General features: G+C 63.0%; 20 protein-coding genes. 5 read left to right on the top strand and 15 right to left on the bottom strand.

The features are described from left to right. Positions 1 to 83 precede the first annotated feature (83 nt). The 14 genes from JV551A3_RS26710 to yaaA form a co-directional block, all read right to left on the bottom strand. Entirely contained in the window at positions 84 to 548 is a 465-nt protein-coding gene (locus tag JV551A3_RS26710; protein WP_133975341.1) for a multidrug transporter, read from the bottom strand. A 199-nt stretch (positions 549 to 747) separates the two neighbouring features. Next, positions 748 to 2,202, bottom strand: a complete 1,455-nt coding sequence (locus tag JV551A3_RS26705; protein WP_075046291.1) for a mannose-1-phosphate guanylyltransferase/mannose-6-phosphate isomerase — start codon at positions 2,200 to 2,202, stop codon at positions 748 to 750. Between the two features lie 35 nt (positions 2,203 to 2,237). Then, on the bottom strand, positions 2,238 to 2,885 hold the full coding sequence (locus JV551A3_RS26700; RefSeq protein WP_087500486.1) for an alginate O-acetyltransferase AlgF: 648 nt from the start codon (positions 2,883 to 2,885) through the stop codon (positions 2,238 to 2,240). 19 nt (positions 2,886 to 2,904) lie between these two features. Then, entirely contained in the window at positions 2,905 to 4,062 is a 1,158-nt protein-coding gene (locus JV551A3_RS26695; RefSeq protein ID WP_112250233.1) for an alginate O-acetyltransferase, read from the bottom strand. Between the two features lie 10 nt (positions 4,063 to 4,072). Further along, the gene (locus JV551A3_RS26690; RefSeq protein ID WP_133975339.1) at positions 4,073 to 5,530 is read right to left on the bottom strand and encodes an MBOAT family O-acyltransferase; all 1,458 of its coding nucleotides are present in this window, start codon (positions 5,528 to 5,530) and stop codon (positions 4,073 to 4,075) included. A gap of 182 nt (positions 5,531 to 5,712) precedes the next feature. Next, positions 5,713 to 6,816 (bottom strand): mannuronate-specific alginate lyase, encoded by a 1,104-nt coding sequence (locus tag JV551A3_RS26685; RefSeq protein WP_133975337.1) that lies wholly within the window; start codon positions 6,814 to 6,816, stop codon positions 5,713 to 5,715. 7 nt (positions 6,817 to 6,823) lie between these two features. Next, positions 6,824 to 8,266: an alginate O-acetyltransferase gene (locus tag JV551A3_RS26680; protein WP_133975335.1), complete on the bottom strand. Its 1,443-nt coding sequence runs from the start codon at positions 8,264 to 8,266 to the stop codon at positions 6,824 to 6,826. A 13-nt stretch (positions 8,267 to 8,279) separates the two neighbouring features. Beyond that, positions 8,280 to 9,839, bottom strand: coding sequence for a mannuronan 5-epimerase AlgG (gene algG / locus JV551A3_RS26675; protein WP_133975333.1), 1,560 nt, complete (start codon positions 9,837 to 9,839; stop codon positions 8,280 to 8,282). A 22-nt stretch (positions 9,840 to 9,861) separates the two neighbouring features. Next, positions 9,862 to 11,340 (bottom strand): alginate export family protein, encoded by a 1,479-nt coding sequence (locus JV551A3_RS26670; RefSeq protein WP_013974153.1) that lies wholly within the window; start codon positions 11,338 to 11,340, stop codon positions 9,862 to 9,864. Next, on the bottom strand, positions 11,337 to 12,716 hold the full coding sequence (gene algK, locus JV551A3_RS26665; RefSeq protein WP_133979238.1) for an alginate biosynthesis TPR repeat lipoprotein AlgK: 1,380 nt from the start codon (positions 12,714 to 12,716) through the stop codon (positions 11,337 to 11,339). The genes JV551A3_RS26670 and algK overlap by 4 nt, the downstream gene beginning before the upstream one ends. 165 nt (positions 12,717 to 12,881) lie before the next feature. Continuing rightward, positions 12,882 to 14,048: an alginate biosynthesis protein Alg44 gene (locus JV551A3_RS26660; protein WP_133975329.1), complete on the bottom strand. Its 1,167-nt coding sequence runs from the start codon at positions 14,046 to 14,048 to the stop codon at positions 12,882 to 12,884. A gap of 36 nt (positions 14,049 to 14,084) precedes the next feature. After that, complete coding sequence (locus tag JV551A3_RS26650; protein WP_085614376.1) at positions 14,085 to 15,566, bottom strand: glycosyltransferase family 2 protein; 1,482 nt, start codon at positions 15,564 to 15,566, stop codon at positions 14,085 to 14,087. Between the two features lie 85 nt (positions 15,567 to 15,651). Beyond that, complete coding sequence (locus JV551A3_RS26645) at positions 15,652 to 16,968, bottom strand: nucleotide sugar dehydrogenase (protein ID WP_112250245.1); 1,317 nt, start codon at positions 16,966 to 16,968, stop codon at positions 15,652 to 15,654. Between the two features lie 903 nt (positions 16,969 to 17,871). Beyond that, entirely contained in the window at positions 17,872 to 18,651 is a 780-nt protein-coding gene (gene yaaA / locus JV551A3_RS26640; RefSeq protein WP_133979231.1) for a peroxide stress protein YaaA, read from the bottom strand. 137 nt (positions 18,652 to 18,788) lie between these two features. Here yaaA and JV551A3_RS26635 point away from each other — a divergent pair, with 137 nt between their 5' ends. The 5 genes from JV551A3_RS26635 (at position 18,789) to moaE (ending at position 23,063) form a co-directional block, all read left to right on the top strand. Further along, positions 18,789 to 19,916, top strand: coding sequence for a polysaccharide deacetylase family protein (locus tag JV551A3_RS26635; RefSeq protein WP_133975325.1), 1,128 nt, complete (start codon positions 18,789 to 18,791; stop codon positions 19,914 to 19,916). 390 nt (positions 19,917 to 20,306) lie between these two features. Further along, on the top strand, positions 20,307 to 21,701 hold the full coding sequence (locus tag JV551A3_RS26630; protein WP_013974146.1) for a PhoH family protein: 1,395 nt from the start codon (positions 20,307 to 20,309) through the stop codon (positions 21,699 to 21,701). Positions 21,702 to 21,898: 197 nt separating this feature from the next. After that, entirely contained in the window at positions 21,899 to 22,369 is a 471-nt protein-coding gene (gene moaC, locus JV551A3_RS26625) for a cyclic pyranopterin monophosphate synthase MoaC (RefSeq protein ID WP_003251775.1), read from the top strand. Continuing rightward, the gene (locus tag JV551A3_RS26620) at positions 22,369 to 22,614 is read left to right on the top strand and encodes a MoaD/ThiS family protein (RefSeq protein WP_133975323.1); all 246 of its coding nucleotides are present in this window, start codon (positions 22,369 to 22,371) and stop codon (positions 22,612 to 22,614) included. Before moaC ends, JV551A3_RS26620 begins: the two co-directional genes overlap by 1 nt. Positions 22,615 to 22,616: 2 nt before the next feature. Next, positions 22,617 to 23,063, top strand: a complete 447-nt coding sequence (gene moaE / locus JV551A3_RS26615; protein ID WP_025340575.1) for a molybdopterin synthase catalytic subunit MoaE — start codon at positions 22,617 to 22,619, stop codon at positions 23,061 to 23,063. Between the two features lie 160 nt (positions 23,064 to 23,223). Here the strand turns inward: moaE and rhlB are convergent, their stop codons facing one another. Further along, a complete protein-coding gene (gene rhlB, locus JV551A3_RS26610) occupies positions 23,224 to 24,687 on the bottom strand; it encodes an ATP-dependent RNA helicase RhlB (RefSeq protein WP_133975314.1) in 1,464 nt (487 codons plus the stop codon). Between the last annotated feature and the right edge of the window lie 77 nt (positions 24,688 to 24,764).

The following is a 24,764-nucleotide window of genomic DNA, read 5'->3' as shown; positions in this document are numbered from 1 at the left end:
CACAGAGTCCCCACAGAATTTGAGGGCTGTGAAGTATCTGTGGGAGCGGGCGAGCCCGCGAAGAGGCCGGCACAGGCGATACATTAGTTGGCAAACGTACCTTGTAGATGCTCTGCACGAAACTCCAGAGTCTGCGGCCGGTACCCGGAGCGCAGTGGCGGCAGTGGCAGGCAGTCTTTCCACTCCGCCCCTGGCTGCAACTCACCCGGCCCGCGGTAGCGCGGGGCGTTGTAGGTGTTCTCCGCCAGGTTCACGGTATCGCCCGGCGCATACGCCGCCACTCGCCAGCGCAATTCGGTGAGCGGCACTTCGTTGCCGTTCTTCACGCTTGCTTGCAGGGCTCGGTCGGCAGGGCAGTGTTCGGGGGCGTACGTCAGGCGCAGGTCCAGGCGGGCCAGTTGCGAGGTTTCGCGGGTGTCCTGCCAGACCACGAACAGGGCCACCAGGCCCAGGCCACAAATGGCAGCCAGCGAGATCGGCAGGGCCTTGGCCGGGTAACGCAACAGCAGCACCAGCCAGGTGAGGATGAGGAAGGCACCGATGATCATGGGGCGGGCAGACCTTGATTGTGCAGGGTCTGACCATCGTAGCCCGAAATGGAAGTGGGCTCAAAAGAGGGGAGGGCTACGCCCTCCAATCGCGACGCAAGGCCGCTCCCACAGGGATCGATAATGCAGTGGAACATGCGATCCCTGTGGGAGCGGCCTTGCGTCGCGATAGGGCCGCGAAGCGACCCCAGGGTCTTGCTTACTGCGCGATGGTCTTCACCGAAACACCACGCTCGATCGGCGTGGAGGTACGGCCGTATACATCCTCGAACCGCTCGATGTCATCCTCGCCCAGGTAGCTGCCGGACTGCACTTCGATGATCTCCAGCGGGATCTTGCCCGGGTTGCGCAGGCGGTGCACCGACGCGATCGGAATGTAGGTCGACTGGTTCTCGGTCAGCAGGAACACGTTCTCGTCACAGGTTACCTCGGCAGTGCCGGACACCACGATCCAGTGCTCGGCGCGGTGGTGGTGCATCTGCAGCGACAGGCTAGCGCCCGGCTTGACGGTGATGTGCTTGACCTGGAAGCGGCCGCCCATGTCCACCGAGTCGTACGAGCCCCACGGGCGATACACTTCCAGGTGGTTCTGGGTTTCGCTGCGGCCCTGCTCGTCGAGGGTCTTGACCATCTGCTTGACGCCCTGGACCTTGTCCTTGTGGGCAATCATCATGGCGTCCTTGGTCTCGACCACCACGATGTTCTCCAGGCCGATCACCGACACCAGCTTGCCGTTGCCGTGGATCATGCAGTTGTGGCTGTCCTGCACCACCACATCGCCCTTGGTGACGTTGCCGTTGTCGTCCTTCTCGTGCACTTCCCACAGCGACGACCAGCAGCCCACGTCGCTCCAGCCGGCCGACATCGGCACCACGCAGGCGCGCTGGGTCTTTTCCATCACCGCGTAGTCGATGGAGTTGTCCGGGCAGCAGGCGAAGGTGGCTTCGTCGATGCTCAGCACATCACCGTCTTCCTGGCTGCGCTCCAGCGCCAGTACACAGGTGTCGTAAATGTCGCCGTCGTGCTTCTTCAACTCTTCGAGGAAGCGGCTGGCACGGAACAGGAACATGCCGCTGTTCCAGAAGTAGCCGCCGGCCTGGACGAACTCGGCGGCGCGTTTTTCGTCGGGCTTCTCGACGAATTGCGCCACGCGCGCCACGCCTTCAGGCAGCAGAGCGTCCTGGCTGGAACGGATGTAGCCGTAGCCGGTTTCCGGCTTGGTCGCCGGCACGCCGAACAGCACCATCTCGCCGCGCTCGGCGGCCACGGTGGCCAGGGCCAGGGCGCGTTGCAGGGCCTTCTGATCATCGATCACGTGGTCGGCGGGCAACACCAGCATCAGCTCGTCGCGGCCTTCGTTGACCAGCTTCATGGCAGCCATGGCCACGGCCGGCGCGGTGTTGCGGCCGAACGGTTCCATCAGGATGCCTTGGGTTTCCAGCTTCAGCGCGGCCAGTTGCTCCTGGACGATGAACTTGTGGTCCTTGTTGCAGACCACGATCGGTGTGTCCATGCCTTCGAACACCAGGCGCTCCAGGGTTTGCTGGAACAGCGTGTGTTCACTGGTCAGGGCCAGGAACTGCTTGGGGAACTGCTTGCGCGACAGAGGCCACAGACGGGAACCGCTACCACCAGAAAGAATTACCGGGATCATCATGTTTCTCCAATAGTCGTTGAGAGGCAGGGGAATCAGTTGCTAGCCACGGGGCGAGTTACCCACACCGGCGACAAGGCGTTGCCGGAACCCGTTACGTACAGCACTGCGGCTTCGCCGCGCTCCAGGGCGACGGGTTTCACGTCACCCACTTTCTTGTCTCCTTGGTACAGGGCCAGGTTGACCTTGACCGGGTTGATTTCGCGTTCGCCACGGCCGTTGGCGGCCACCGGCTTGACCACTTCGGTCTTGCCATCGGCGGTTTTCAGGGTCAGTTGCTGGTCGCTCAGGTTCTGCACGCGAACCAAGGCTTTCTGCTTGTTCTTGAACGGCGGCTCTTCGATCAGCTGCGGGTTGCCGCTGGCGCTGTTGACCAGGGTGTAGTACTTGTCCGCAGCCAGCTTGACCGGCACGCTCTTGCCGCCGACCTGGGCGGTGTAGTCACCCCCTGGCAGGAAGCTGAAGTCGCTGCTGGCCTGGGCGCCAACCTGCTTGATCTGGGTGTTGCCGACCGACGCTGCGGTCGGTGCGCTGGAGGCGTTGTACAGGCGCACGAAGGTCGAGCCTTTCGGTGCGCTCGGGCCGTACAGCGCGGCGTCGGCGCCGGCGAAGGCCTGCATCGAGGCCAGGGACAGGCCGGCCGCGAGGGTGAGGGCTTTGGCAATGGAAGTCTTGGTAGTCATTTGCGTGTTCCTCTCTTTATCAGTGGTTCGTCCGGGTGGACGACAAGGCCAGGTTTTCTTCGGATTTACGGGAGTTCTTCAGCTGCGCGATCCACTGCGGGTCGAAGCTGCTGAGGTCGTTCTTCATTGGCAGATAACGTTCGGGGAATTCCCACACCACCACCTGAGGTGCGGCGTTCTTGAAGGCATCGCTTTGCAGGTACTTGAGCATCGGCAGTAGCGGGCCATGGCCGTCTTCGGCGTAGTTGGCCACGTCGCTGCGCAGGGCCTGCTGCAGCGCGCCGAGGAAGTTCCAGTGCGGGTTGGCGCTGTAGCTGGTGCCCACCAGCGCAACCGGGATCTGCGTGTCGGCGAACAGTGCGTCACCGGCTTCACCTTCGGCTTCTACCGGGCGAGTGGTGCGCTGCTGCAGGTTGTCCGGGGCCGGCAGCAGGTTGCTGAACAGCGGGTCCAGTGGCAGGAAGTTGGTCAGGTCGCCCTTGTATGGCGCGGTGCTGCCGGCTTCGGTGATGAACGCCTGCGGGTCGCCGTTGAGCAGGCTCTGGCGGCTGACTGCTTCGGCCAGTGCCTGCGCCGCCACTTCGGCGCCCATCGGCGTCCAGTGGGTGTCGGTGCGCAGGAACACCTGGCCGCGGGCCTTGGCCTGCTCCATGGGGGCCATCAGGTCCGGGGCGAACACGTTGGCCTGGCGTGCCTGGGCATGGAACTGGTTGTACAGGTCGTCATGCAGGCTGGTCGGCAGTTCCTTGCCCAGGTACTCGGCGTACACCCGTGCCTTGGCTGGCACGATCGCCAGCACCAGCTGGCTGCCGTGCTGCTGCAAGGTGTCACGCACGCCACGGATCAGCGCCAGGTTTTCCTGCATCAGCTGCTCGGCACCGGCGGTGGGCTTGAACTCTTCGTCACTGAACAGCCACTGGTCGCGGCCCAGCACCACGCCGGGGCGGCCTTCGTTGAACAGCTTGAAGTCCATTGCCGCCCACAGGTTGGTGCCCAGGCGCTTGATCGGGAACTGCTCGTCGTAATGGGTCTCGGCGGCCTTGGCCAGCTTGCCGTTGAGCAGGGTCATCTGCTCGGTACGCTGGAAGCTTTGCAGGCCACCGGTGGACCAGACGCCCATGCCCACCAGCAGGCCCAGGAACGACAGCGAATAGGTAATGCGTAATGTCCGGGTCATGTCATCAACCTCAGAACTGGAAGTAAAGGAACGGCGAGTAGCTCTGCGCCGAAAGCTTGAGGATCGAGGCCACGAACAGCAGCAGCACCAGGGCGCGGGTCATCACCCGGGTCCAGTCCAGGCCGATCGAACCGTCGCTGTTGATCTCCACCGGGGTGGCCTTGGGCGTTGGCCGGGCGTTGCGGTAGAAATCGCGCAGGCCGAAGAACGCCAGGGTGATGTAGGCGACCACCAGGGTGGCTACCTGCAGGCCGGTGAGCTGGGCACGGTTGAGCTCCGACAGCTGCCAGTCGCCGAAGCTGAACATGGCGCCGTACATGCGACCGGCCACTTCCAGGTTCTCGGCGCGGAAGATCACCCAGCCGACCACCACCAGCAGGAAGGTGAAGGCCCACTTCACCGGGTTGAAGCGCTGCGGGTTGGTGTCCAGGCCCAGCGCGCGCTCGATGGCCAGCCACATGCCGTGCCAGGCGCCCCAGATGATGTAGGTGAAGTTGGCGCCGTGCCACAGGCCACCCAGCAGCATGGTCAGGAACAGGTTGCGATAGGTGTTGAAGGTGCCTTTGCGGTTACCGCCCAGGGTGATGTACAGGTAGTCGCGCAGCCAAGTCGACAGGCTGATGTGCCAGCGCCGCCAGAACTCGGTGATCGACTGGCTGATGTACGGCTGCTTGAAGTTCTCCATGAAGCGGAAGCCCATCATCAGGCCCAGGCCGATGGCCATGTCGCTGTAGCCGCTGAAGTCGAAGTACAGCTGCGCGGTGTAGGCCAGGGCGCCGAGCCAGGCATCACCGGTGGTCGGGTTCTGCAGGGCGAAGCAGTGGTCGGCCACAACCGCCAGGGTATCGGCGATGAACACTTTCTTGATGAAGCCCTGCATGAAGCGGGTGCAGCCTTCGGAGAACTTGTCCAGGGTGTGGGTGCGGTTGTTGAACTGGTCGACCAGGTCCTTGAAGCGCAGCACGGGGCCGGCGATCAGGTGCGGGAAGATCGCCACGAACGCCGCGAAGTCGATCAGGTTGCGGGTGGCCGGGGTGTCGCCGCGGTACACGTCGATGATGTAGCTGATCGACTCGAAGATATAGAACGAGATACCGATCGGCAGCAGCACGTGGGTGAGGATGAACGGCTCCAGGCCGAACGAGGAAATGATCGCGTTCAGGCTGTCGACGCCGAAGTTGGCGTACTTGAAGTAGCCGAGGATCGCCAGGTCGACACCGACGCCGAGCAGCAGCCAGCGCTGCGCGGGCTTGGTGCGTACACCGGCGGCGCCGACTTTCAGGCCGATCCAGTAGTTCCACAGGGTGACCCCGGCGAACAGGGCCAGGAAGTCCACCCGCCACCAGGCGTAGAAGATGTAGCTGGCGACCAGCAGCAGCAGGTTGCGATAACGTTGCCCGCTCAAGTAGTACAGGCCGAGGAAGATCGGCAAGAACAGGAACAGGAACACGTTGGACGAGAAGACCATCCCGGTTCTCCTTTTTGTTCACAGCATCCGGGGCAAAGCGCCCCCCAAACCCCCCACATGTTCGTGGCGGGCTACCTAGATTCCTGTGGGAGCGGGTTTACCCGCGAAGAGGCCGGCACAGGCACCGCACATGGCAGGTCTGGCCTTTTCGCGGGTAAACCCGCTCCCACAGGGGTTTTGCGTTACTTTTTCGATTCCGCGCTCGGGTCGTAGACCCGGGTCAGGTCGCCGCCCAGCCGGAAGCTGTTGAACGGCTGCATGCCGCGCTTGCGTTGCAGGGTGTCGCCACTGCACGCATACAGGCTGCAGTAGGGCTCCATCCACGAGTACTTGCTGTCGATCTTCAGGTCTTTCATGTCCTGTTTCTCGCCATTGCGGGCCTTGAACTCGCTGGGGTCCTTCGACCCGTTCAGCACCCGCTGCGCCAGGCGCTGCAGGGCGTTGTTGTTCTCGCCGCGCACATCCACACCATTGACCTGGGCGAAGCTGGCGATCATCGCCAACGGCGGCAGGGCGTAGTTGTGGTAGGCCAGGGCACGTTGCTTGCGCTTCAGCTCGTTGGGCAGGAAGCCCTGCTCGTCGACCTGGTTGGCGCCAACCCGGTATTCCTTCACGGCCCAGTCGAACAGGTCGCGACGGTCGGTGGCCACGGCGCTGGCCATTACCGCCCAGGCCGCCCAGTAGCTGTGGTTGTTGATCTTCTCCAGTGGCAGGTCGCTCCAGTCGCGCACGGTTTGCTCGGCCAGGCGGGCGAACCATTTTTCGATCAGCTCGGCCTCGGCCTGGTGCGCGGCCAGCGGCTGCGAATTGGAGAACTTCAGGCGCAGCCACGAACCACTCATGCTGCCCAGCGCCCATTTGCGCATCGACTTGCCGGTGTGGTTGTAGTCGGTGGACATCAGCGCATCGGCGCGGGCCCAGCTGCCCAGCCAGGCCAGGGTGCAGTCGAGCTGCGCCGGGCGGCCGTCACGCATGTACTGGCCGATCATCTTGCTCACGCCTTTCTCAAGGGTGGTGATGTCTTCGGTGGACTTGCGAAAGGCCTTTTCCGAGTCGGCATTGAGCGTTGCCCGCGCCTTGTCCGAGCCTTCGTACTTGCTGCGGAACTGCAGGGCACCGGTGTATGGCTTGGGGGCAGCCTCGCAGCGGAAGTTGCCGTCGCCGGTCTTGAGCTTTTCGATCCCCTCGTAGTAACCCTGGGGCGGTACCAGCGCGGCGTGCGCGGCACCGCCGCACAACGCCAGGGCAAGCAGGGCGGGGCGGGAAATTCGCTTGAACGGGATCATGGTCGCCTCACTGGCCGGCCTGCGCAGTCTGCGCGGGCACGGCGAAGTTGTTGCGTTTGCAGAGCTTGGCTTCGACTTTCTGGGTACCGCTTTCCGGCCCCTGCACCTCGAACGCCAGCAGGCTCTGGCTGGCCCAGTCCTCGTCTTCGCGCATCTGGAAGACGAAGCGGCCGTCGGTGTCGGAGGTTTCCGGTTTTTCCAGCTTGATGTCCTCATGGCGGCCGTTGAGGTACCAGAGGGTGGCCTGCAGCACCTTCACCGACGGGTCTTCGAACTTGACGTCCATCTGCATGTTGCGGTTGATCAGGTCTTTGATCACACCGCCCTTGCCGTTGACCATCAGCTCGTTCTTGCCGGGCTTGAGGGTGGCGCTGGCGCTCATCAGGGCCGGGCGGTCATCGCAGCCGTCGTCGAGCAGGCCAAGGATTTGCCGCCAGATAGTTTCCTGGTCCAGGCGATACAGTGGGGAAAATTCCCAGATCAGGATCTTCGGCGGGTTCTTCTGGAATTCCTCGCTGCCCAGATACTGGATCATCGAGCCTTCCAGGCCACCGCCAGGGAAGGCCACGTTCAGGACATCGGCACCAATGTACTGTTGCAGGAAGCCCGCAAAGTTATAGTTCTTGCCGCTGTGGCTGGTACCCACCAAAGTGATCTGCGCGTTGCCGGTGTCACCGAACAGGTCGTCACCGCCACCGTCGGAGCCTTTCGGCTCAGTGGCGAACTGGTCCATGTACTGAACTGCGTAGCTGGTGCCACAGATTTGGCCGGCGACGTTATGCAAGGTGCCGGTCTTGCCCATGCGCCCGGACTTCTTCGTTTCGAATTCCTTGCGCGGGATGCCTTCGAAGGCCGGCATCTTGTGCACGGTATCGGCCACGATCTTTGCCGCGCGCTCGGCGCCGTAAGGCGTCCAGTGCTGGTCGCCACGGAAGTAGAAGTCCTTGCCCTGATCGGCGGCGGCCAGCTGTTCGTTGGTCAGTGGCGACAGGTCGGGCACGTTGTAGCCCATGCTGGCAAAGCGCTTGAGCATGGCCTGGTAGTTGCCCAGGGCCTTCTGGTAGTCGAAGGCGGCTTTTTCCGCCGGGTTGAGCATGTTGCGGTTCACCAGGCCACGGGTCGGCTGGTACACCACCACCAGTTCCACGCCGCGTTTCTTGAACGCGTCGTGCACTTGCTGCAGGCGCTTGTAGCCGGCCGGGGTGGTATTGAACTCGGTGCGCAGGTCTTCGCGGGTACGGAACAGCCAGTCGCCCTGAGCTTGCACCAGCGTGGTGAAGTTCTGCTGGTAACGGGTGGTGTAGCGGCTGGCGTCATGCGCTTCAGGGCATAGCTGGCAGCAAGGCTCGGCGCTGAAGGTAGGGGCCTTGACGTCTTCGGCGCGCACGCCCTGGCTGATCGCCAGGAGGGCAGCGGACAGGCCCAGCAGTTTCATCAGATGTGGAGTCATGGTCTGGGCTTCCTTAATCGATCATTTCGGTCTGGCGTTCGACCGGGTCGATCAGCACAGCCTTTTGCTGGCGTACCAGCAGGTCGAGGATTTCGTCCTGGCGTTCGCCGAGGATGCCGTTGAGGCTGATGCCGCTGGCCTTGCGCGGGGCGAGCATGCTTACCTTGTACAGCTCGACCGACAGCGGCGAGTCGATGGACAATGGGCCGGAGCCGTTGGCCGCCAGTTCGCCGCCGACCAGGATCAGCGACACCTTGGTGTCGAACGGGTCGAGGGCAATGTCGCGGTCGGTGTCGGACAGGTCCTTGATGTGCCCGTACACACCGACCAGGCCGTTGGCCATGGCGACGTTTTCGTACAGGCGGATGTTCACGCTGTTACGCACGCGGATGCCGTGGCGGCGGTTGTTGATCACCTTGTTGCCCCAGATCAGGTTGTCGCCACTTTCGTACAGGGTGATGCCGTCGGTGTGGTTGCGGTAGATCTCGTTGTAGGCAATCAGGTTGTTGACGCTGTTACGGTCGATCACCACGCCCGAGAGCTTGTTGTCGAAGCTCTTGTTGTTGATGATCCAGCTGTCGTTGACTTCACGCGAGACGATGATGCCGTGCTTCTTCTTGGTGCCGTACACCGTGTTGCCGGCGATGATCAGCCGGTGCGAGCGGTCGTGCGGGTCGATGCCGTAGACGATGTTGTCGCGGTAGGTGCTGTCCTTGACCACGAAGTCCTGGGTTTCGTAGCAGTAGAAGCCGTACCACATGTCGCTGAATTCAGAACCGATGATCCAGCCGGTGGGCTCCGGGCGGCCCATGCGCTTGGCCATGTTCGGCGTGTACTGCGAGATGCTCACGCCGTACGACTTGGACTTGGCGTAGCCGAAGCTGGCCATTTTGGTGTTGACGATGTAGGTCTCGGTGCCGCCCCACGACAACAGGAACGGGCGGAATTCCTTGGGCGAGCGGAAGGTCGCCGGGCCGTTGTCCTTTTCTCTCCAGCCGGTCACCTGGGTGTCGGTGACGAACAGCTTGCCGTCGTTGACCAGGAACGAACCGCCTTCCTGGGACAGGCGCAGCTGCTTGACCTTGCCGTTGATCTCGAGGATGCCCTTCTGCCCGACCACGATCGGCAGGCGCGCCAGGTAGACGCCCGGCTCGACTTCGCTGAGGTACTGCTTGGGTACCTTCTTGCTCAGCTCGACCAGGTCGACATGGCCGTCATCGACGAAGATCGCCTGCGGAATGCCATGCTGGCGCTGGACCCACTCGGCCGCCTTGTTGTCGCCGCCGACGAATTCCTTGAGGGTGTCCTCCTGGAACATGCGGCGCAGGCTGACCTTGCCCTTGTGGCGGCGGTCGATTTTCTTCTGCACCGCCTCGGCGGTGTAGCCGGTCAGGTCGGGCAGCTTCGGCGGGTCCATGTGCAGCGGCTCGACCGGTGCGCTGGAGACCGTGTAGGTCTTGGCCTGCTGCAGCTCCTTGGCGATCACCTTGGGCTCTGCGGCAGCCACCAGGCCGCTGGCCAGCAGCAAGGCGCTGGCCAACAGGCTGTGACGTAAGTGCGGGTGAAGGTTCATAACGGTAAGTCCTCTACCGGCCTCAGAAGCGCCAGATCACGTCGACGAAGGCGCGGTGCATGTACGAGTCCGCTTCCTTGCCGTAGGCATCGCCCGGCTTGAACACGCCGGCGCGCAGGCGCACCAGGGCAGATGGCTCGTCGATGGCCTGGCTCATCGAAGCCGGCAGCAGGCCTTGCTTGAAGTACTTGGTCACGACCACGTCCATTTCCTGGCCAAGGTCCTTCTCGCCATCGACCAGCGGGCGGTTCACACCGTTGTCGTTGACCACCGCGTTGATGCCGCTGGAACCAATGTTCTGGTTGCCATCGACACGCCAGAATTTGTGGTAGATGAAGCTGGCGTCGTAGTCGTCGCGCAGCTGCCACGAGGCGAACAGGGTGGCCGCCTGCAGGTTGCCCAGCTCGCCTCGGAAGGCTTCACCAAAGCGGTGCACGCGCGAACGGGTACCGGTGTAGTTGGAGCGGTTGCTCTCGAGGCCGGTCTGCTCGTAGTTGCTCGAACCGTCGTCGCCACCGCCGCCGCTGCCACGGGCGTAGGCCGCACCGACCTGCCATTGCGGGTCGAGGCGCAGGCGGATGCCGAGGTCGGTGGCCCAGGCGTTGACGTCACCGCTCTGCTTGCCGGTGGCCACGGTTTCGTCACCGACGACCTGGCTGCTGAGGGTGTCGCGATCACCGGTCAGCCAGGTGACGCTGCCCCAGTAGTTGACGGTGTGGTCGTTGCGCCAGTTGTAGGCGTCGCTGTTCGCTTCCAGGCCCAGCCAGGTGAGGTCGCCGGTGCGGGTCTTGTCCAGCGCATCGACGGTTTCGCCCGGGTTCTTCAGGCTGCCGCCGTCGTGGGTGTGGTGGGCGCGTACGCCGACCCAGTGGCCAGGCGTCCATTGCGTGGCGACGTTGCCGTAGAGGTGCGTGCGGTCCTTGTCTTCCGGGGCCAGCTCGGTGAGGTCGGTGCGGTATTCGCTGAAGCGCTGGGCCACGCCCAGGTCGGCCTTGAGCAGGGTGGTATCGAAGGTCCAGTTCAGTGCTTCGATGTTGGTGTCACGCCACATGCCATCGTCGCTGCGCAGGCGCTGGCGGCCGAAACGCAGCTGCTCGCCGGGGTAGGCGGTGAGGCCGCTGTAGCCGACCCAGAATTCACGCATGGCCAGGTAGCTCTTGTCCTGTTCACGGCCGTCGGCAGCGGTATCGGTGCTGGTGCCGTCGTCGTTCTGGCGCAGGGTGTCGGTTTCGATGGTGTCGGTCGCAGTGACGGCCTGGCCCATGGCATAGGCGCTCCAGTTGCCACGCTCGCCATATACCCAGGGGCGCAGGTCGAGACCCAGGCCGTTGACGTCGCCGCCGGAGCGGGTGCCCAGGTCACGGTCGTCTTCCGACTGGCCGGTGATTTTCACATCCAGGCCGAAGTTCTTTTCAGCGGTCATTTCCGCCAGGGTCGGGCAAGACCAAAGCAGGGCGAAGCTCAGGCCGATGCCGGCTTTCACGAAGGGATTGAGCGTCATAGCGAGTCCTCACCGGTTACTTCTTTTTCGTCGTCTTGCAGGGCTTCGATGGCCAGGGTGCTGTTGGCGCCCTGGCTCATGCTGCCGCGGGCCTGCTTCTCTTGCGCGAGCAGGGTTTGCGCCTGGCTGCGCTGGTCAGGCGTGAGTTGCTGGTCGAGCTGCTGCAGCAGTTCAGCGGACTGCGGCGTCGGGTTGACCTGGGCCAGCTGGGCGAATACCCAGGCGTTGCCCGGTTGCGGGCGAATGCCGTGGCCTTCGCTGAACAGCTGGGCCAGGGCATAGTCGGCGCTGTTCTGCCCGCCACGGGCGGCGGCCAGCAGGTGGTCGACGGCCTTCTGCGGCTCGACGTTGCCCAGGTAGCCGCGGCGGTACAGCTGGCCAAGGTAGTAATGGGCGCTGACTTCGCCGGCGTCGGCGGCGGCCTGCAGGTGTTGTTCGGCTTTGGCCGCATCCGCAGGCAGGGTCTTGCCTTCGTAGTACAGGCGGCCCAGCAACAGTTCGGCGCGTGGCTGCTCGGCTTCGCGGCCCTTGTCGATGTAGGCCATCAACTGGTCGGTATCGCCCAGCTCGGGGAAGTCGTACACCAGTTGCGCCAGGCTGACCCAGGACGCCGGGTTGGCCGGGGCCACCTGTTCGAGCAGGTCCTTGGCCGTTTTCTCGTCGGTCTGGCCGAGGCTGCGGTCAGCCAGTACCCGGGCAACGCTGTCGACCCTGGTGGCCGGTACTGCGCCACGGGCGTAGGCGGCCTTGAGCTGGCCGAGCAGGGCAGCCTGTTGGTCGGCCTGGCCACGCTTCTGGTACACGGTGGCCAGTTCGACGTAGCAGATGTCGGTGGTGTTCAGTGCGGCCTTGCAGATTTTCTCCACTTCGCCCAGGTGCTGGTCGTAGGTGCCCTGGGTGCGATACAGCAGCACCTGGGCCAGGCCCGCTTCCGGGTTGCCGGCGGCGCGCCACTGGTCGATCTGCTGCTGCGCGTTGACCTTGGGGAAGCTCTGCGGGTAGCTCAGGTAGAGCATCGCCAGCGGGATCAGGGTGTTGCTTTCGCCCTGCTTGGCGGCTTGCTTGAGCAGGGTTTCGGCTTCTTCGCGCTCGGCCTGGGTGCTGTCAGGCTTGGCCACCAGCAGGCGGCCAAGGCGTGCCTGGGCACGCGGCGAAATGGCGGCCGCGGCGCGGTAGGTGGCCTCGGCTTCCTTGATTTTCGCCGGATCGCGGGTGGCGACCTTGATGTCGGCCAGGCCCACTTGCGCTTCGCTGTAGCCCAGGTCGGCCAGCGCCTTGTAGTTGCGCTCGGCCAGTGCCGTGTCACCGCGCTTCATGGCTTCGTTGGCCAGGCGCTGGTCGGGCAGGCCTGCACAGCCGGCCAAGGCGATGGCCATGGCCAGGCCACACAAACCAAGGTTCACACGAACCCTGTGGGAGCTGGCTTGCCGGCGATTGGCCAGTGCAGGCGATACATCTGCTGGGCGAGTGCTGCGCACTCGATCGCCGGCAAGCCAGCTCCCACAGGTATCGGGTTGTCTGCTAGTCATAGGCTTGTCCTCTTACAGCCCACGGGCCATGGCTTTGTCGATCAGCCAGTTCAGCGATGGGCCACGGTCGCTGTTGACCGAAGCCGGGCGGCCGGCGAGTTCGGCGGGCAGGGCGCTGTCGGGCTTGATCTGCACGCGGATGTCGGCGGCCAGATCTTCGCTGTTGAGGCTGGCGCTGCTGACGATCTGGCCGGTGCGCACTTCGTCTTCGCCGGCTACCTGGAAGTTGACCTGGGTACCTGGCTTGACCTCGTCGAACTGGCGGTAGGTGAAGCGCGCCTCGATCATCGGGTTGGTGGTGCGTGGGATCAGCTGGAAGATCGGCTGGCCCTTGGCAGCGTACTGGCCGTTGTCCACCAGCTGGCGGGCAACCACGCAATCACAGGGGCTGGTGAGGGTGCCGGACAGCTGCTTGCCGAACAGTTCCTCGATCTTCGCCGGCTCCAGCTGTGCGTCCTCCAGGTTGCCCTTGAGCATGTCCAGCATGCTGGTGGTGAAGCTGGCCAGTGGCGCGCCCTTGGCGATCTGCCCGCCGCTTTCGACCAGGCTGTTCACGGTGCCGTCGCGCGGCATGGTGACGTTGGTGGTGGGTACCGCGACCACGCCGGCTTCGGCATGGCTGACGAAGTACATGCCGTACAGCGACTTGGCGATGAAGCCGAAGGCGGCGACACCGACCACGAATACGCCGAGGGTGACGGTGACCGCCTTGAGGCGGCCGAAGGCGCTCAGGCCGGCACCGCCGTCCTTCTGCTTGCGCGCCTTGGTGAAGTTGTCGCGCTGCAAGGTGCTGAGCACATCGCCGGCAGTGATCAGCTCACCCGACAGGTGCGAGGTGATGATGTGTCGCAAGGTGGCGATGTCACGTGGCTCGAGGTTCTGGAACTGCGCGCCGGTGCGGCCATTGTCCGGGTGGTAGGAGCGCACCTGGAACTCGATGTCCATCGACAGGCCGAGGTTGTCGACCGTGAACTGCAGCCGTCCGCGGAGCACGTCGCCAACCGACAGTGGTTGCTTGGTGTGGAAGCTCAGGCCACCGGCGGAGAGGTCGTCGACCTTCACATCGTGGGCCTGGCGCTGAGGGTCGAGGAACCGCAGCTTGGCGGGGATGCGTACCCGGGCATGCTGGCGCTGGGCTTCGGACTCATGCACGACGTTGACGTTCACGGCGGTATTCATGTGTTTTGTTCCTGTTAGTTCCGATCCGGGTTGGGCTCACACGACCATGAACAGCACAGCAACGAAGATGCTGGCAGCCGAGAAGGTCATGGTCCGCGAGGACCAGGTGTTGAACCATTGTTGAAAGCTGGCGAGGTCACGCTTGAGGGCAGTGGGCTGACGCGTCCAGGACTGCTTGTCGAGGCGGAAGAACACGTAGATCTTCATCAGCGCGCCGACGATCTGGTTGTAATAGAGAATCAGCGGGTAGGCCGGGCCGACGTTGTGGCCGGAGCACAGCAGCATGATGGTGAGGATCAGGCGGGTGATGCCGATCCACAGCAGGTACACCAGCAGGAAGCCCAAGCCGAACTTGAGGCTGGCGATCACCGCCACGGTCAGGCCCAGCAGGCTGGTCCACATCGACACGCGCTGGTCGAACAGCACGATGCTGGTGAACAGCCCCAGGCGGCGCAGGCCCAGGCCCAGCGCACGGGAGTTCTGCCGCAGGTTGTTGCCGTACCAGCGGTACATCAGCTTGCGGCTGGCCTTGAGGAAGCTCTTCTCCGGCGGGTGCTCGACGGTGTTGATGGCGGCGTCCGGCACGTAGAAGGTGTCGTAGCCCAGGCGCATCAGGCTGAACCAGCTGGACTTGTCGTCACCGGTGAGGAACTTGAAGCGGCCCAGGCGCCAGTGCATCAGCGAGTCGCTTTCGACGTCGGCGATGAACTCGGGGTTGGTCACCACGCTGGCGCGGAACATCGACATGCGCCCGGTCATGGTCAGCACGCGCTTGGACAGGGCCATCGAGCACATGTTGATGTGGCGCTGGGCGAAGCGCAGCTTGTGCCACTCGCTCATGATGTAGCCGCCACGCACTTCGCAGAACTCGTTGGTGGTCAGGCCGCCGACGTTGGGGAACAGCTTGAACCACGGCACGGTCTTGCGTACCACGCCATCGCCCAGCACGGTGTCGCCGTCGATCACCGCCACTACAGCGTTCTCGTCCGGCAGCATGCGCGAGATCGCACGGAAACCGTAGGCCAGGCCGTCACGCTTGCCGGTACCGGCGATGCGCACGATGTCCAGTTTCACGTGGGCTGGCGGGTTGTACTTGGCCCACAGGCTTTTCACCAGCAGTTCGTCCGACATCTCCACCAGCGAGCAGACCACGGTGGTGGGGAAGCCACAGTTGATCGCCTCGCGGATCACCGAGCTGTACACCTGGGCGGTGGTGAGTGCTTCGATGCGGAAGCTGGTCACCATCAGGTACACGTGGGACGGGTCGGCGTCCTTGCCCATCTTCTGCACCTTGCGGCGCAGGTACGGGTACACACCGTAGAGGAAGATCATGCCGCGGATGAAGTGGGTGGCGCCCATGGAATAGCGCCAGATGCCGACTGCGCCGACCAGGAAGATGAAGTGCTTCGACTGCGAGTCGAAGATATCGGCTGGCAGGGCCAGGGCGATCAACATGAGCAGACTCATGTAGAGCAGCCAACCGGCGCACTGCAACAGCACTGTCTGGATCCTTTGCATGTTCAGCATCCGTCGAGAATTCGGGAAAAGGTGGGCAGCGGTGGTGCCGCTCTTGTCGAGAGCCACACCGCTGCCCGGCCAGCACTTACCAGCAGATGCCTTCGGTACGGCTGGTGGCGCAGGTCGGTTTGCTCATGAAACCGACCAGGTCGATCACGTGCTTGCCGGCCGGCGCTTGCTGGGCCAGTTCACGGAACTGCTCGTCACGGTTGCCCAGGACGATGATGTCGGCGTTGTCGATCACCTTCTGGAAGTCGGCGTTGAGCAGCGACGACACGTGCGGGATCTTCGACTCGATGTAGTCCTTGTTGGCGCCGTGGACGCGGGCGTACTGGACGTTCTCGTCGTAGATGTCCAGCTGGTAGCCCTTGCCGATCAGGCGTTCGGCCAGCTCCACCAGCGGGCTTTCACGCAGGTCGTCGGTACCGGCCTTGAAGCTCAGGCCCAGCAGTGCGACCTTGCGCTTGTCGTGGGCTTCGATCAGCTCGAAGGCGTTCTGCACCTGCGATTCGTTGCTGCGCATCAGCGAGTCGAGCAGCGGTGCGCGTACATCGAGGCTGGCGGCACGATAGGTGAGGGCACGTACGTCCTTGGGCAGGCACGAGCCGCCGAAGGCGAAGCCAGGGCGCATGTAGTACTGGGACAGGTTCAGCACTTTGTCCTGGCAGACCACGTCCATCACGTCACGACCATCCACGCCTACGGCCTTGGCGATGTTGCCGATCTCGTTGGCGAAGGTGACTTTGGTGGCGTGCCACACGTTGCAGGTGTACTTGATCATCTCGGCCACTTCGATCGGCTTGCGGATGATCGGTGCGTCGAGCTCTTCGTACAGGGCCTGCAGGATGTCGCCGCTGGCGCTGTCCAGTTCGCCGATGACGGTCATCGGTGGCTGGTCGTAGTCCTTGATCGCGGTGCTTTCACGCAGGAATTCCGGGTTGACCGCGACGCCGAAGTCGACACCGGCTTTCTTGCCCGAGCAGTCTTCGAGGATCGGGATGACCACGTTCTTCACGGTGCCCGGCAGCACGGTGCTGCGCACCACGATGGTGTGGCGGCGCTCGCTGTCACGCAGCACGTAGCCGATCTCGCGGCAAACCGACTCGATGTATTCGAGGCCCAGGTCGCCGTTCTTCTTGCTTGGGGTACCCACGCAGATCATCGATACGTCGCTGGCACGGATGGCTTCGGCGAAATCGGTAGTACCGCGCAGGCGGCCGTTGGCGATGCCCTGTTGCAGCAGTGCTTCCAGGCCAGGTTCGACGATGGGCGACTTGCCCTGATTGATCAGGTCGATCTTGGTGCTGGATACGTCCACACCGATCACTTCATGGCCTCGCGCCGTCAGGCAGCCTGCACAGACTGCACCCACATAACCCAAACCAAAGATGCTGATACGCATCGCTATCACCTCATGTGTTTATCACGCCGGCGCCTCTGGAGAGAGCCGGGCTGGGTTGATTAACAACAGTTTTCGGGCGCACGGATCCATGGCGAAATGCACACTTCGCCGAGCGCAGGCAAAATAAATCCGGAGCGCAAAAAGTTATGCACTCAAATGTGGCAGTAAAAAGCCATTAATTAAAAAACGTGCCCTGGAATGCAGCCGTCTTTATTGCAATGCGCTACATGGCGCTTTGCTGTGCTTGTTTTTTCAAGTGGAAAAATCCTTTGAAATCAACCACTAGGACGAATTGTAAGGGACGCGTCTCTCCTGCGTGGACAGGGTCTTCGGGGGTTGCCGTCATACCTGTCGAAGTTGTTGGGGCTGGTAGTGGATACCTGCCGTTGTCATCTGTAAGTCATCTCTCACAGCCCGGGGGCAGGAAAATCGTTACGGCACTATGAGCGATTCGTCGTAGCAGAAGTTCCGGGGTGGGTTCGGCGCGGATGAAAGATTTCTAAATATTTTTTCAGTGGCAGACAATTTCAATCTGATAGCACACGGGTGTTTTGCCCCTATATATAAAGGGCGAAACTGTTGCGAGATATTTTTGTGCCAGCATCGAAAAATATTTTGAAAAATTCGTCAAAAAAGCTACGAACGGTCTTATGGCGTTTGGCTATAAGTGGTGGCGTGTCGATTTTTTGGCGTTGGTTTTATGGCGTGATGGCGCTTTGCGTCGTGCCCTGTTGCGGGGCGGAGGGGTAAGGAGGGGAGCGCTTTTTGTAGGAGCGGCCTTGTGTCGCGAAAGGGCCGCGCAGCGGCCCCAGGATTTCAGCATCAAAGCAGAAATTGCCGGGGCCGCTATGCGGCCCTTTCGCGACACAAGGCCGCTCCTACAGGGGATTGTGTATTGCCTGACTATTCGGAAGGATGATCGCGCAGGAACACCAGGTGGTCCGGCTTCGACTGCTCTGCACTGTAGTAGTACCCCTGTACATCGAACTGCTTGAGCTGCTCCGGCTCGCTGATGCGCTGCTGGATCACGAAGCGGCTCATCATCCCCCGTGCCTTCTTGGCGTAGAAGCTGATGATCTTGTACTGGCCGTTCTTCAGGTCCTTGAAGTCGACATTGATCACCCGGGCTTTCAGCGCACTGCGTTTTACCGCGCTGAAATACTCGTTGCTGGCCAGGTTCAGTAGCACATCATCACCTTGTTCGGCCAGGGCCTGGTTCAGCCATTCGCTGATGCGCGTGCCCCAGAAGGCGTACAGGTCCTTGCCGCGGGCGTTGGCCAGCTTGGTGCCCATTTCCAGGCGGTAGGGTTGCATCAGGTCGAGCGGGCGCAGCAGGCCGTACAGCCCCGAAAGCATGCGCAAGTGCTGCTGGGCGTAGCTGAAGTCATCCTCGCTCAAGCTCTCGGCGTCGAGGCCGGTGTACACGTCACCCTTGAACGCCAGCAGCGCCTGCTTGGCATTGGCCGGGGTGAAGTCCGGGGTCCAGCTGCCGAAGCGCGCGGCATTCAGGCCGGCGAGCTTGTCGGACAGATGCATCAGTTCGCTGATCTGCGCCGGCGACAGGTCGCGTAGCTGCTGGATCAGCTCCTGGGAGTCGTCCAGGTACTGGGGCAGGGTGAAACGCTCGGTTACCGGCGGGGTGTCGTAGTCGAGGGTCTTGGCGGGTGAAATCACCGTCAGCATCGGGTCGGCTCCTGGCATCGTTGGCCGGGAATTCTACGGGCTGGACAGTGCAACTCCAAACTATGGCGACGATAGTCACAGACCATGGCCGATGCAGAGGCTATAGTGCGCGTTTCGCCGTTGCGGAGCCTTCAACCGTGCGTATTGCCTCTGCCTTGCTGGCCGCTCTGCTGAGCCTGGCCGCGCAAGCCGCCCCTTCACCCCAGCCGAGCCTGGACCGGAGCCTGTGGCCTGAACAGCTGGACAGCCCGGCGTTGTTCGATGTGGCCTCGCGGGCCGAGATCCTCTCGTTCGCCCAGGTGCTGCACGAAAGCGAACTGCTGGACGACGCGGCGCTGGCGGCACGCTTGGGGCTAAGGCAGGTCAACCTGCAGAAGGTGCGCCAGGTGCGGGCGCGCATGTGGCAGCGTTTGTGGGAAGGGTATCAACAGGCGCAGCGCAGTTGCGAGCAGGATGCGTCGTTCTGCTATCCGGTCACGTCGATGGCGGATTTGCGTACGCAGGCAGCGACATTCGCCGCTGATGTCGGCACGTTCTATACAGGCTGGATCGAGCCTAGCCATCAGTTCCATGTCCGTTATCTGGACGACCAACTGCGCAAGGCTGCGTTGCTGCCACAGACCAGCAGCGAGGTGGAGCGGCTGTCCCCGGGCGAGCGCAATGGGGATGAACTGAACGACCGCATGTTCCTGCTGACCTTCGTCGGCGGCCCCGGGCCGGATGGCGGCAGCACCGATCTGCTGGCTGATTACCTGCGTCGACAAAAGCTTGAAGGTACGTTCTTCGTGCTCGGCAACCGTCTGCAGCAACGCCGCGACGCCGGGGCGGCAGATGCCTTGCGCCAGCTCTATGGCGGGCAGTGCGTGGGGATCCAAGGTTGGGAGTACCGCTCCCATGCGCAGTGGACCGGCTGGCAGGACTCGTTGCGGCGCAGCCAGGCGCGGGTGCAGGCTGACCTGCCGGAGCAGTATGTACCGTTGTTTCGGCCGCCTTACGGGCAGCGCCGGGCCGATGGCGAGGCGTTCATGGCCAGCCAGCAGTTGCAGGTGTCGTTGTGGGACATCGATGCCCAGGACGATGGCGCACTGAGCGCCGAGGCCTCTGCCCAGCGGGTGCTGACCTTGATGCTGCTATGGCGCAAGGGGGTGATCCAGTTCCATGACAGCCTGCCCAAGGCGCAGCCAGCGGTGGAGTGGCTGTTGCGCAATACGGCGCAGAGCGGGATTGGTTGGGAAGATTGCCAAGCTTATGGCTTGAGGGGGTAGGGGCCGCTTTGCGGCCCATCGCGACGCAAGGCCGCTCCTACAAGGTTACGCGATGCCTGTAGGAGCGGCCTTGTGTCGCGATCGGGGTGCGAAGCGCCCCCCGCCAATGCCAGCCTGAATTTTTACTGTAGCCCCCACGCGCCCCCTCGCCAACCCCTGTTCGTCATTTGGAAAAATAAACTTCACCTGCACGTAAAAAGACTTTTTTTAGTCATCATTTTTGCTGTATGAAGAAACCAGACAGCCGATTCCTGCAGCACAGGTGGCGTCATCCAGGCCCACCTAGCCAGGTTCGCTTCCCGCCCGTAACAACGCGGATACGGGGACAGCGGCAGTCACTCTGCGGCGTAACAGACCACGCCGTGTGGCTTCGACATAAGGTGACCGAGTATGGATGACCAAGGACGCAACCCTTCCTCCAGCAAGCCTATCCTGTATGTGCTCGATACCAACGTCCTGATTCACGACCCCAACGCGTTACTGAACTTCGAGGAGCACCATGTCGCCATCCCGATGACGGTGCTGGAGGAACTCGACAAGCTCAAGACCGGCAAACAGACCATCGCCGCCGAATGCCGCCAGGCCATTCGCCTGATCGATCAGACCCTTGGTGACGCCTCTCCCAGCGATGTCGAGCAGGGCGTGCCGATCCAGCGTGGCAAGAGCGGGCCCAAGGGCTTCCTGTCCATCCTGATGACTCCGCGCAACGAGCCGAACAAGCTGCTGCCGGAAAACCTCAACGACAACATCATCATCAACCAGTTGCTCGAAGTACGGGCCCGGCGCACCGACCTGGACGTTGTGCTGGTCACCAAAGACATCAACATGCGCCTGAAGGCGCGTGCCTGTGGCATCGCGGCCGAGGACTACAGCACCGACCAATTGGTCGATGACGTGTCCTTGCTGTCCAAGGGCTACCATTCGGTCACCGGTTCGTTCTGGGACCGGGTGAGCAAGGTCGATACCCGCCAGGAGCGCGGCCGCACCTGGCATCGCGTGCAATTGATCGACAACCTGCCGGCGGTTCATGTCAACGAGTTCATCATCGATGAACAGGGTTTCGTCGGCTGGATCAAGGGTATCCGCAACGATGAGCTGCTGTTGCTCGACCTGCACCAGGAACCGCTGCTGCACCAGGAAGCCTGGGGCCTGAAACCGCGGGACATCCACCAGAGCCTGGCGCTGTTCGCCCTGCTCGACCCGGATATCCACTTGGTCAACCTGACCGGCGCCGCCGGTTCCGGCAAGACCATCCTGGCCTTGGCCGCAGCCATCGAACAGACCATGGTCAGCAAGCGCTACCGGCGCATCATCGCCACCCGCAGCGTGCAGGGGCTGGACCAGGAGATCGGCTTCCTGCCGGGCACCGAGGCCGAGAAGATGGAGCCCTGGCTGGGCGCCATCACCGACAACCTCGAAGCCTTGCACATGGATGACGAAAGCACCCATGGCAGCGTGGAATACATCCTCGAACGTGTGCCGTTGCAGTTCAAGTCGCTGAACTACATCCGAGGTCGTAGCTTCCAGCAGAGCCTGATCCTGATCGACGAGTGCCAGAACCTGACGCCGCACCAGATGAAAACCATCATCACTCGTGCCGGCTCCGGGTCCAAGGTGGTCTGCCTGGGCAACCTGGCGCAGATCGACACCCCCTACCTGTCCGCGACCAGCTCGGGCCTGACCTACCTGACCGAGCGCTTCAAGGACTTCCCCCATGGCGTGCACATCACCCTGCAGGGCGTGCCACGCTCGGTGCTGGCCGAGTACGCCGAGTCACATCTGTAACCCTCACCGCCGGGCGGTTCGCCGCCCGGCCTTTTCGCGGGCACGCCCGCTCCCACAGGATCTCCACTGCCTCGAACCAGGTGCAAATCCTGTGGGAGCGGGCGTGCCCGCGAAGAGGCCGGCCCGGTTGACGCACCCCTCTGCTCAAACCTGACTCACAGGTTTACACTGCGAGTTCCCTTCACAGGAGCAGAGCAGTGCTGACACATCTTGATTCCCAGGGGCGGGCCAACATGGTCGACGTCACTGAAAAGGCCGTGACCGAGCGCGAGGCCACCGCCGAGGCGCGGGTGCGCATGTTGCCGCAGACCTTGCAGATGATCGTCGACGGTGAACACCCCAAGGGCGACGTGTTCGCCGTGGCGCGCATTGCCGGGATCCAGGCGGCGAAGAAGACCAGCGACCTGATCCCGCTGTGCCACCCGCTGATGCTGACCAGCGTAAAGGTCGAGCTCAGCGCCGAGGGGCAGGACGCCGTGCGCATCGTCGCCCGCTGCAAGCTGGCCGGGCAGACCGGCGTGGAGATGGAGGCGCTGACCGCCGCCAGCGTGGCCGCGCTGACGATCTATGACATGTGCAAGGCTGTGGATAAGGGCATGGTCATCGAGCAGGTGCGCCTGCTGGAAAAACTCGGCGGCAAGAGCGGCCACTACAAGGTGGAGGCGTGATGAAGGTCAAGGTGATGTACTTCGCCCGTTACCGCGAATTGCTGGGCGTGGATGTGGAGCGGGTGGAGGGCGCGTTCAAGGTGCTCGACGATGTGCGCCAGGCCTTGGTGGCCAAGGGCGGGCATTACGAAGTGCTGGCCGAGCAGAACCTGATGTGTGCGCGCAACGAAGAGCTGTGCAAGCTCGATGAACCGCTGGAAGAGGGCGATGAAGTGGCGTTCTTCCCGCCGGTGACCGGAGGCTGAACATGGCTGTGCGAGTACAGGAAGGCGCGTTCGACCCGGGGGCCGAGACCAATGCCATGCACGCGGCAAATGTCGGCGTGGGCGCGGTGGTCGGTTTTGTCGGCTACGTGCGGGATTTCAACGATGGCCGCGAAGTGGCGGGGATGTTCCTCGAGCACTATCCGGGCATGACCGAGAAGGCCCTGGCCAAGATCGTGGTCGAGGCCGAGCAGCGCTGGCCGCTGCTCAAGGTGGAGGTGCTGCACCGCATCGGTGCGCTGGAGCCGGGCGAGCCAATCGTGTTCGTCGGCGTGGCCAGTGCTCATCGGCAGGCGGCGTTCGATGCCTGCAACTTCATCATGGATTACCTGAAGACCCGGGCGCCGTTCTGGAAGAAGGAAAATACCCAGGAAGGGGCGCGGTGGGTGGAAGGGAAGCAGAGTGACCAGGATGCGGCTGGGCGCTGGTAGCCAAGGCTGCGCTGATTCCTTGTAGGAGCGGCCTTGTGTCGCGAAAGGGCCGCATCGCGGCCCCAGCAATCTCTGCATTAATGCTGAAATCCTGGGGCCGCGATGCGGCCCTTTCGCGACACAAGGCCGCTCCTACAGAGGGCAGGCCAGCGCTGATGAATCAGTGATGCTTGCGCGGCACCGGCTTGAGCAGCTCATCCGGCGGCATTTCACACTTGATCTTGCGCCCCAGCAGCTCTTCGATCGCTGGCAGTTGGTACGAATCATCTTCACCGGCAAAGCTGATCGAAACACCACTGGTGCCTGCACGGCCGGTCCGGCCAATGCGGTGTACGTAGTCGTCCGGGTCTTCCGGCAGGGTGAAGTTGATCACGTGGCTGATGCCATCGATGTGAATGCCACGCCCCGCCACGTCGGTGGCCACCAGCACGGTGATGCGCCCTTCGCGGAAGCTCTCCAGGGTACGGATACGCTTGTGCTGCGGCACGTCGCCTGACAACTGCGCGGCGTTGATGCCATCGCGCACGAGTTTTTCCTCGATGCGCCGCACTTCGTCCTTGCGGTTGGCAAACACCATTACCCGTTCCCACTTGTTCTGGGTCACCAGGTTGTACAGCAGCTTGTACTTGTCGCTGCCGGCCACCGCATAGACGTGCTGTTCCACCGTTTCGCTGGCAACGTTCTCCGGCTCGATTTCGACGATGGCCGGGTTGGTGGTCCACTGCTTGGCCAGGTTCATCACGTCGTCGGTGAAGGTGGCGGAGAACAGCAGGGTCTGGCGCTCGCTTTTCGGCGGCGTCTGGCGAATGATCTGGCGCACCTGCGGGATGAACCCCATGTCAAGCATGCGGTCGGCTTCGTCCAGCACCATCACCTCGACCATGTCCAGGTGCACCTCACCGCGCTGGTTGAAGTCCAGCAGGCGGCCCGGAGTGGCCACCAGGATGTCGCAATGGCGCGCTTCCAGGGCCTTGAGCTGCTTGTCGAAGTCCATGCCGCCGACGAAGCTCATCACGTTCAGGCCGGTGTACTTGGTCAGGGCGACGGCATCCTTGGCGATCTGCACCACCAGCTCGCGGGTGGGCGCGATGATCAGCGCGCGTGGCTCGCCCATGTAGCGTTCCTTCGGCGGCGGCGTCTGCTGCAGCTGGGAAATGATCGAGATCAGGAACGCCGCAGTCTTGCCGGTACCGGTCTGGGCCCGGCCGATGGCGTCCTGGCCACGCAGGGTGTAACCCAGTACCTGTGCCTGGATCGGCGTGCAGTACGGGAAGCCCAGGTCGTGGATGGCGTGCATCAGTTCGTTGGACAGCTTGAAGTCGTGGAAGCGGGTCTTGCCTTCCTGCGGCTCGACCACGAAGTCTTCCGGTTTCCACAGGCTGGCCTGTGGTTTGGGCTTGCGCTCGCGACGCGGTTTGTCCTTGGCCGGCTTGTCGGCGGCTGGCGTAACGGCGGCAGGCTGTTCGGCCAGGGGGGCGGGGTTGGCGCGTGGCGCGGCCGGTTTTGCCGCAGGCCTGGCCTCGCTGGCGGGTGCGGTCGCAGGCGGCGACACGCTGGCAGCAGGAGCGACGGCCTGTGGCGCGGCGTCTCCCTTGCCGAAAATTTTCTTGAGTGCCTTGAGCACGATCGTCTCATCAACTGGTTAAGGAATGTACGCCGGGCAGTGTAATGCAAGTTTCGGGCGCGGCGTAGTGGAATAGC

Source organism: Pseudomonas inefficax, from assembly GCF_900277125.1.
In the GTDB taxonomy this organism is placed as follows: Bacteria; Pseudomonadota; Gammaproteobacteria; order Pseudomonadales; family Pseudomonadaceae; genus Aquipseudomonas; species Aquipseudomonas inefficax.
This window is presented reverse-complemented; position numbering and strand designations above follow the sequence as displayed.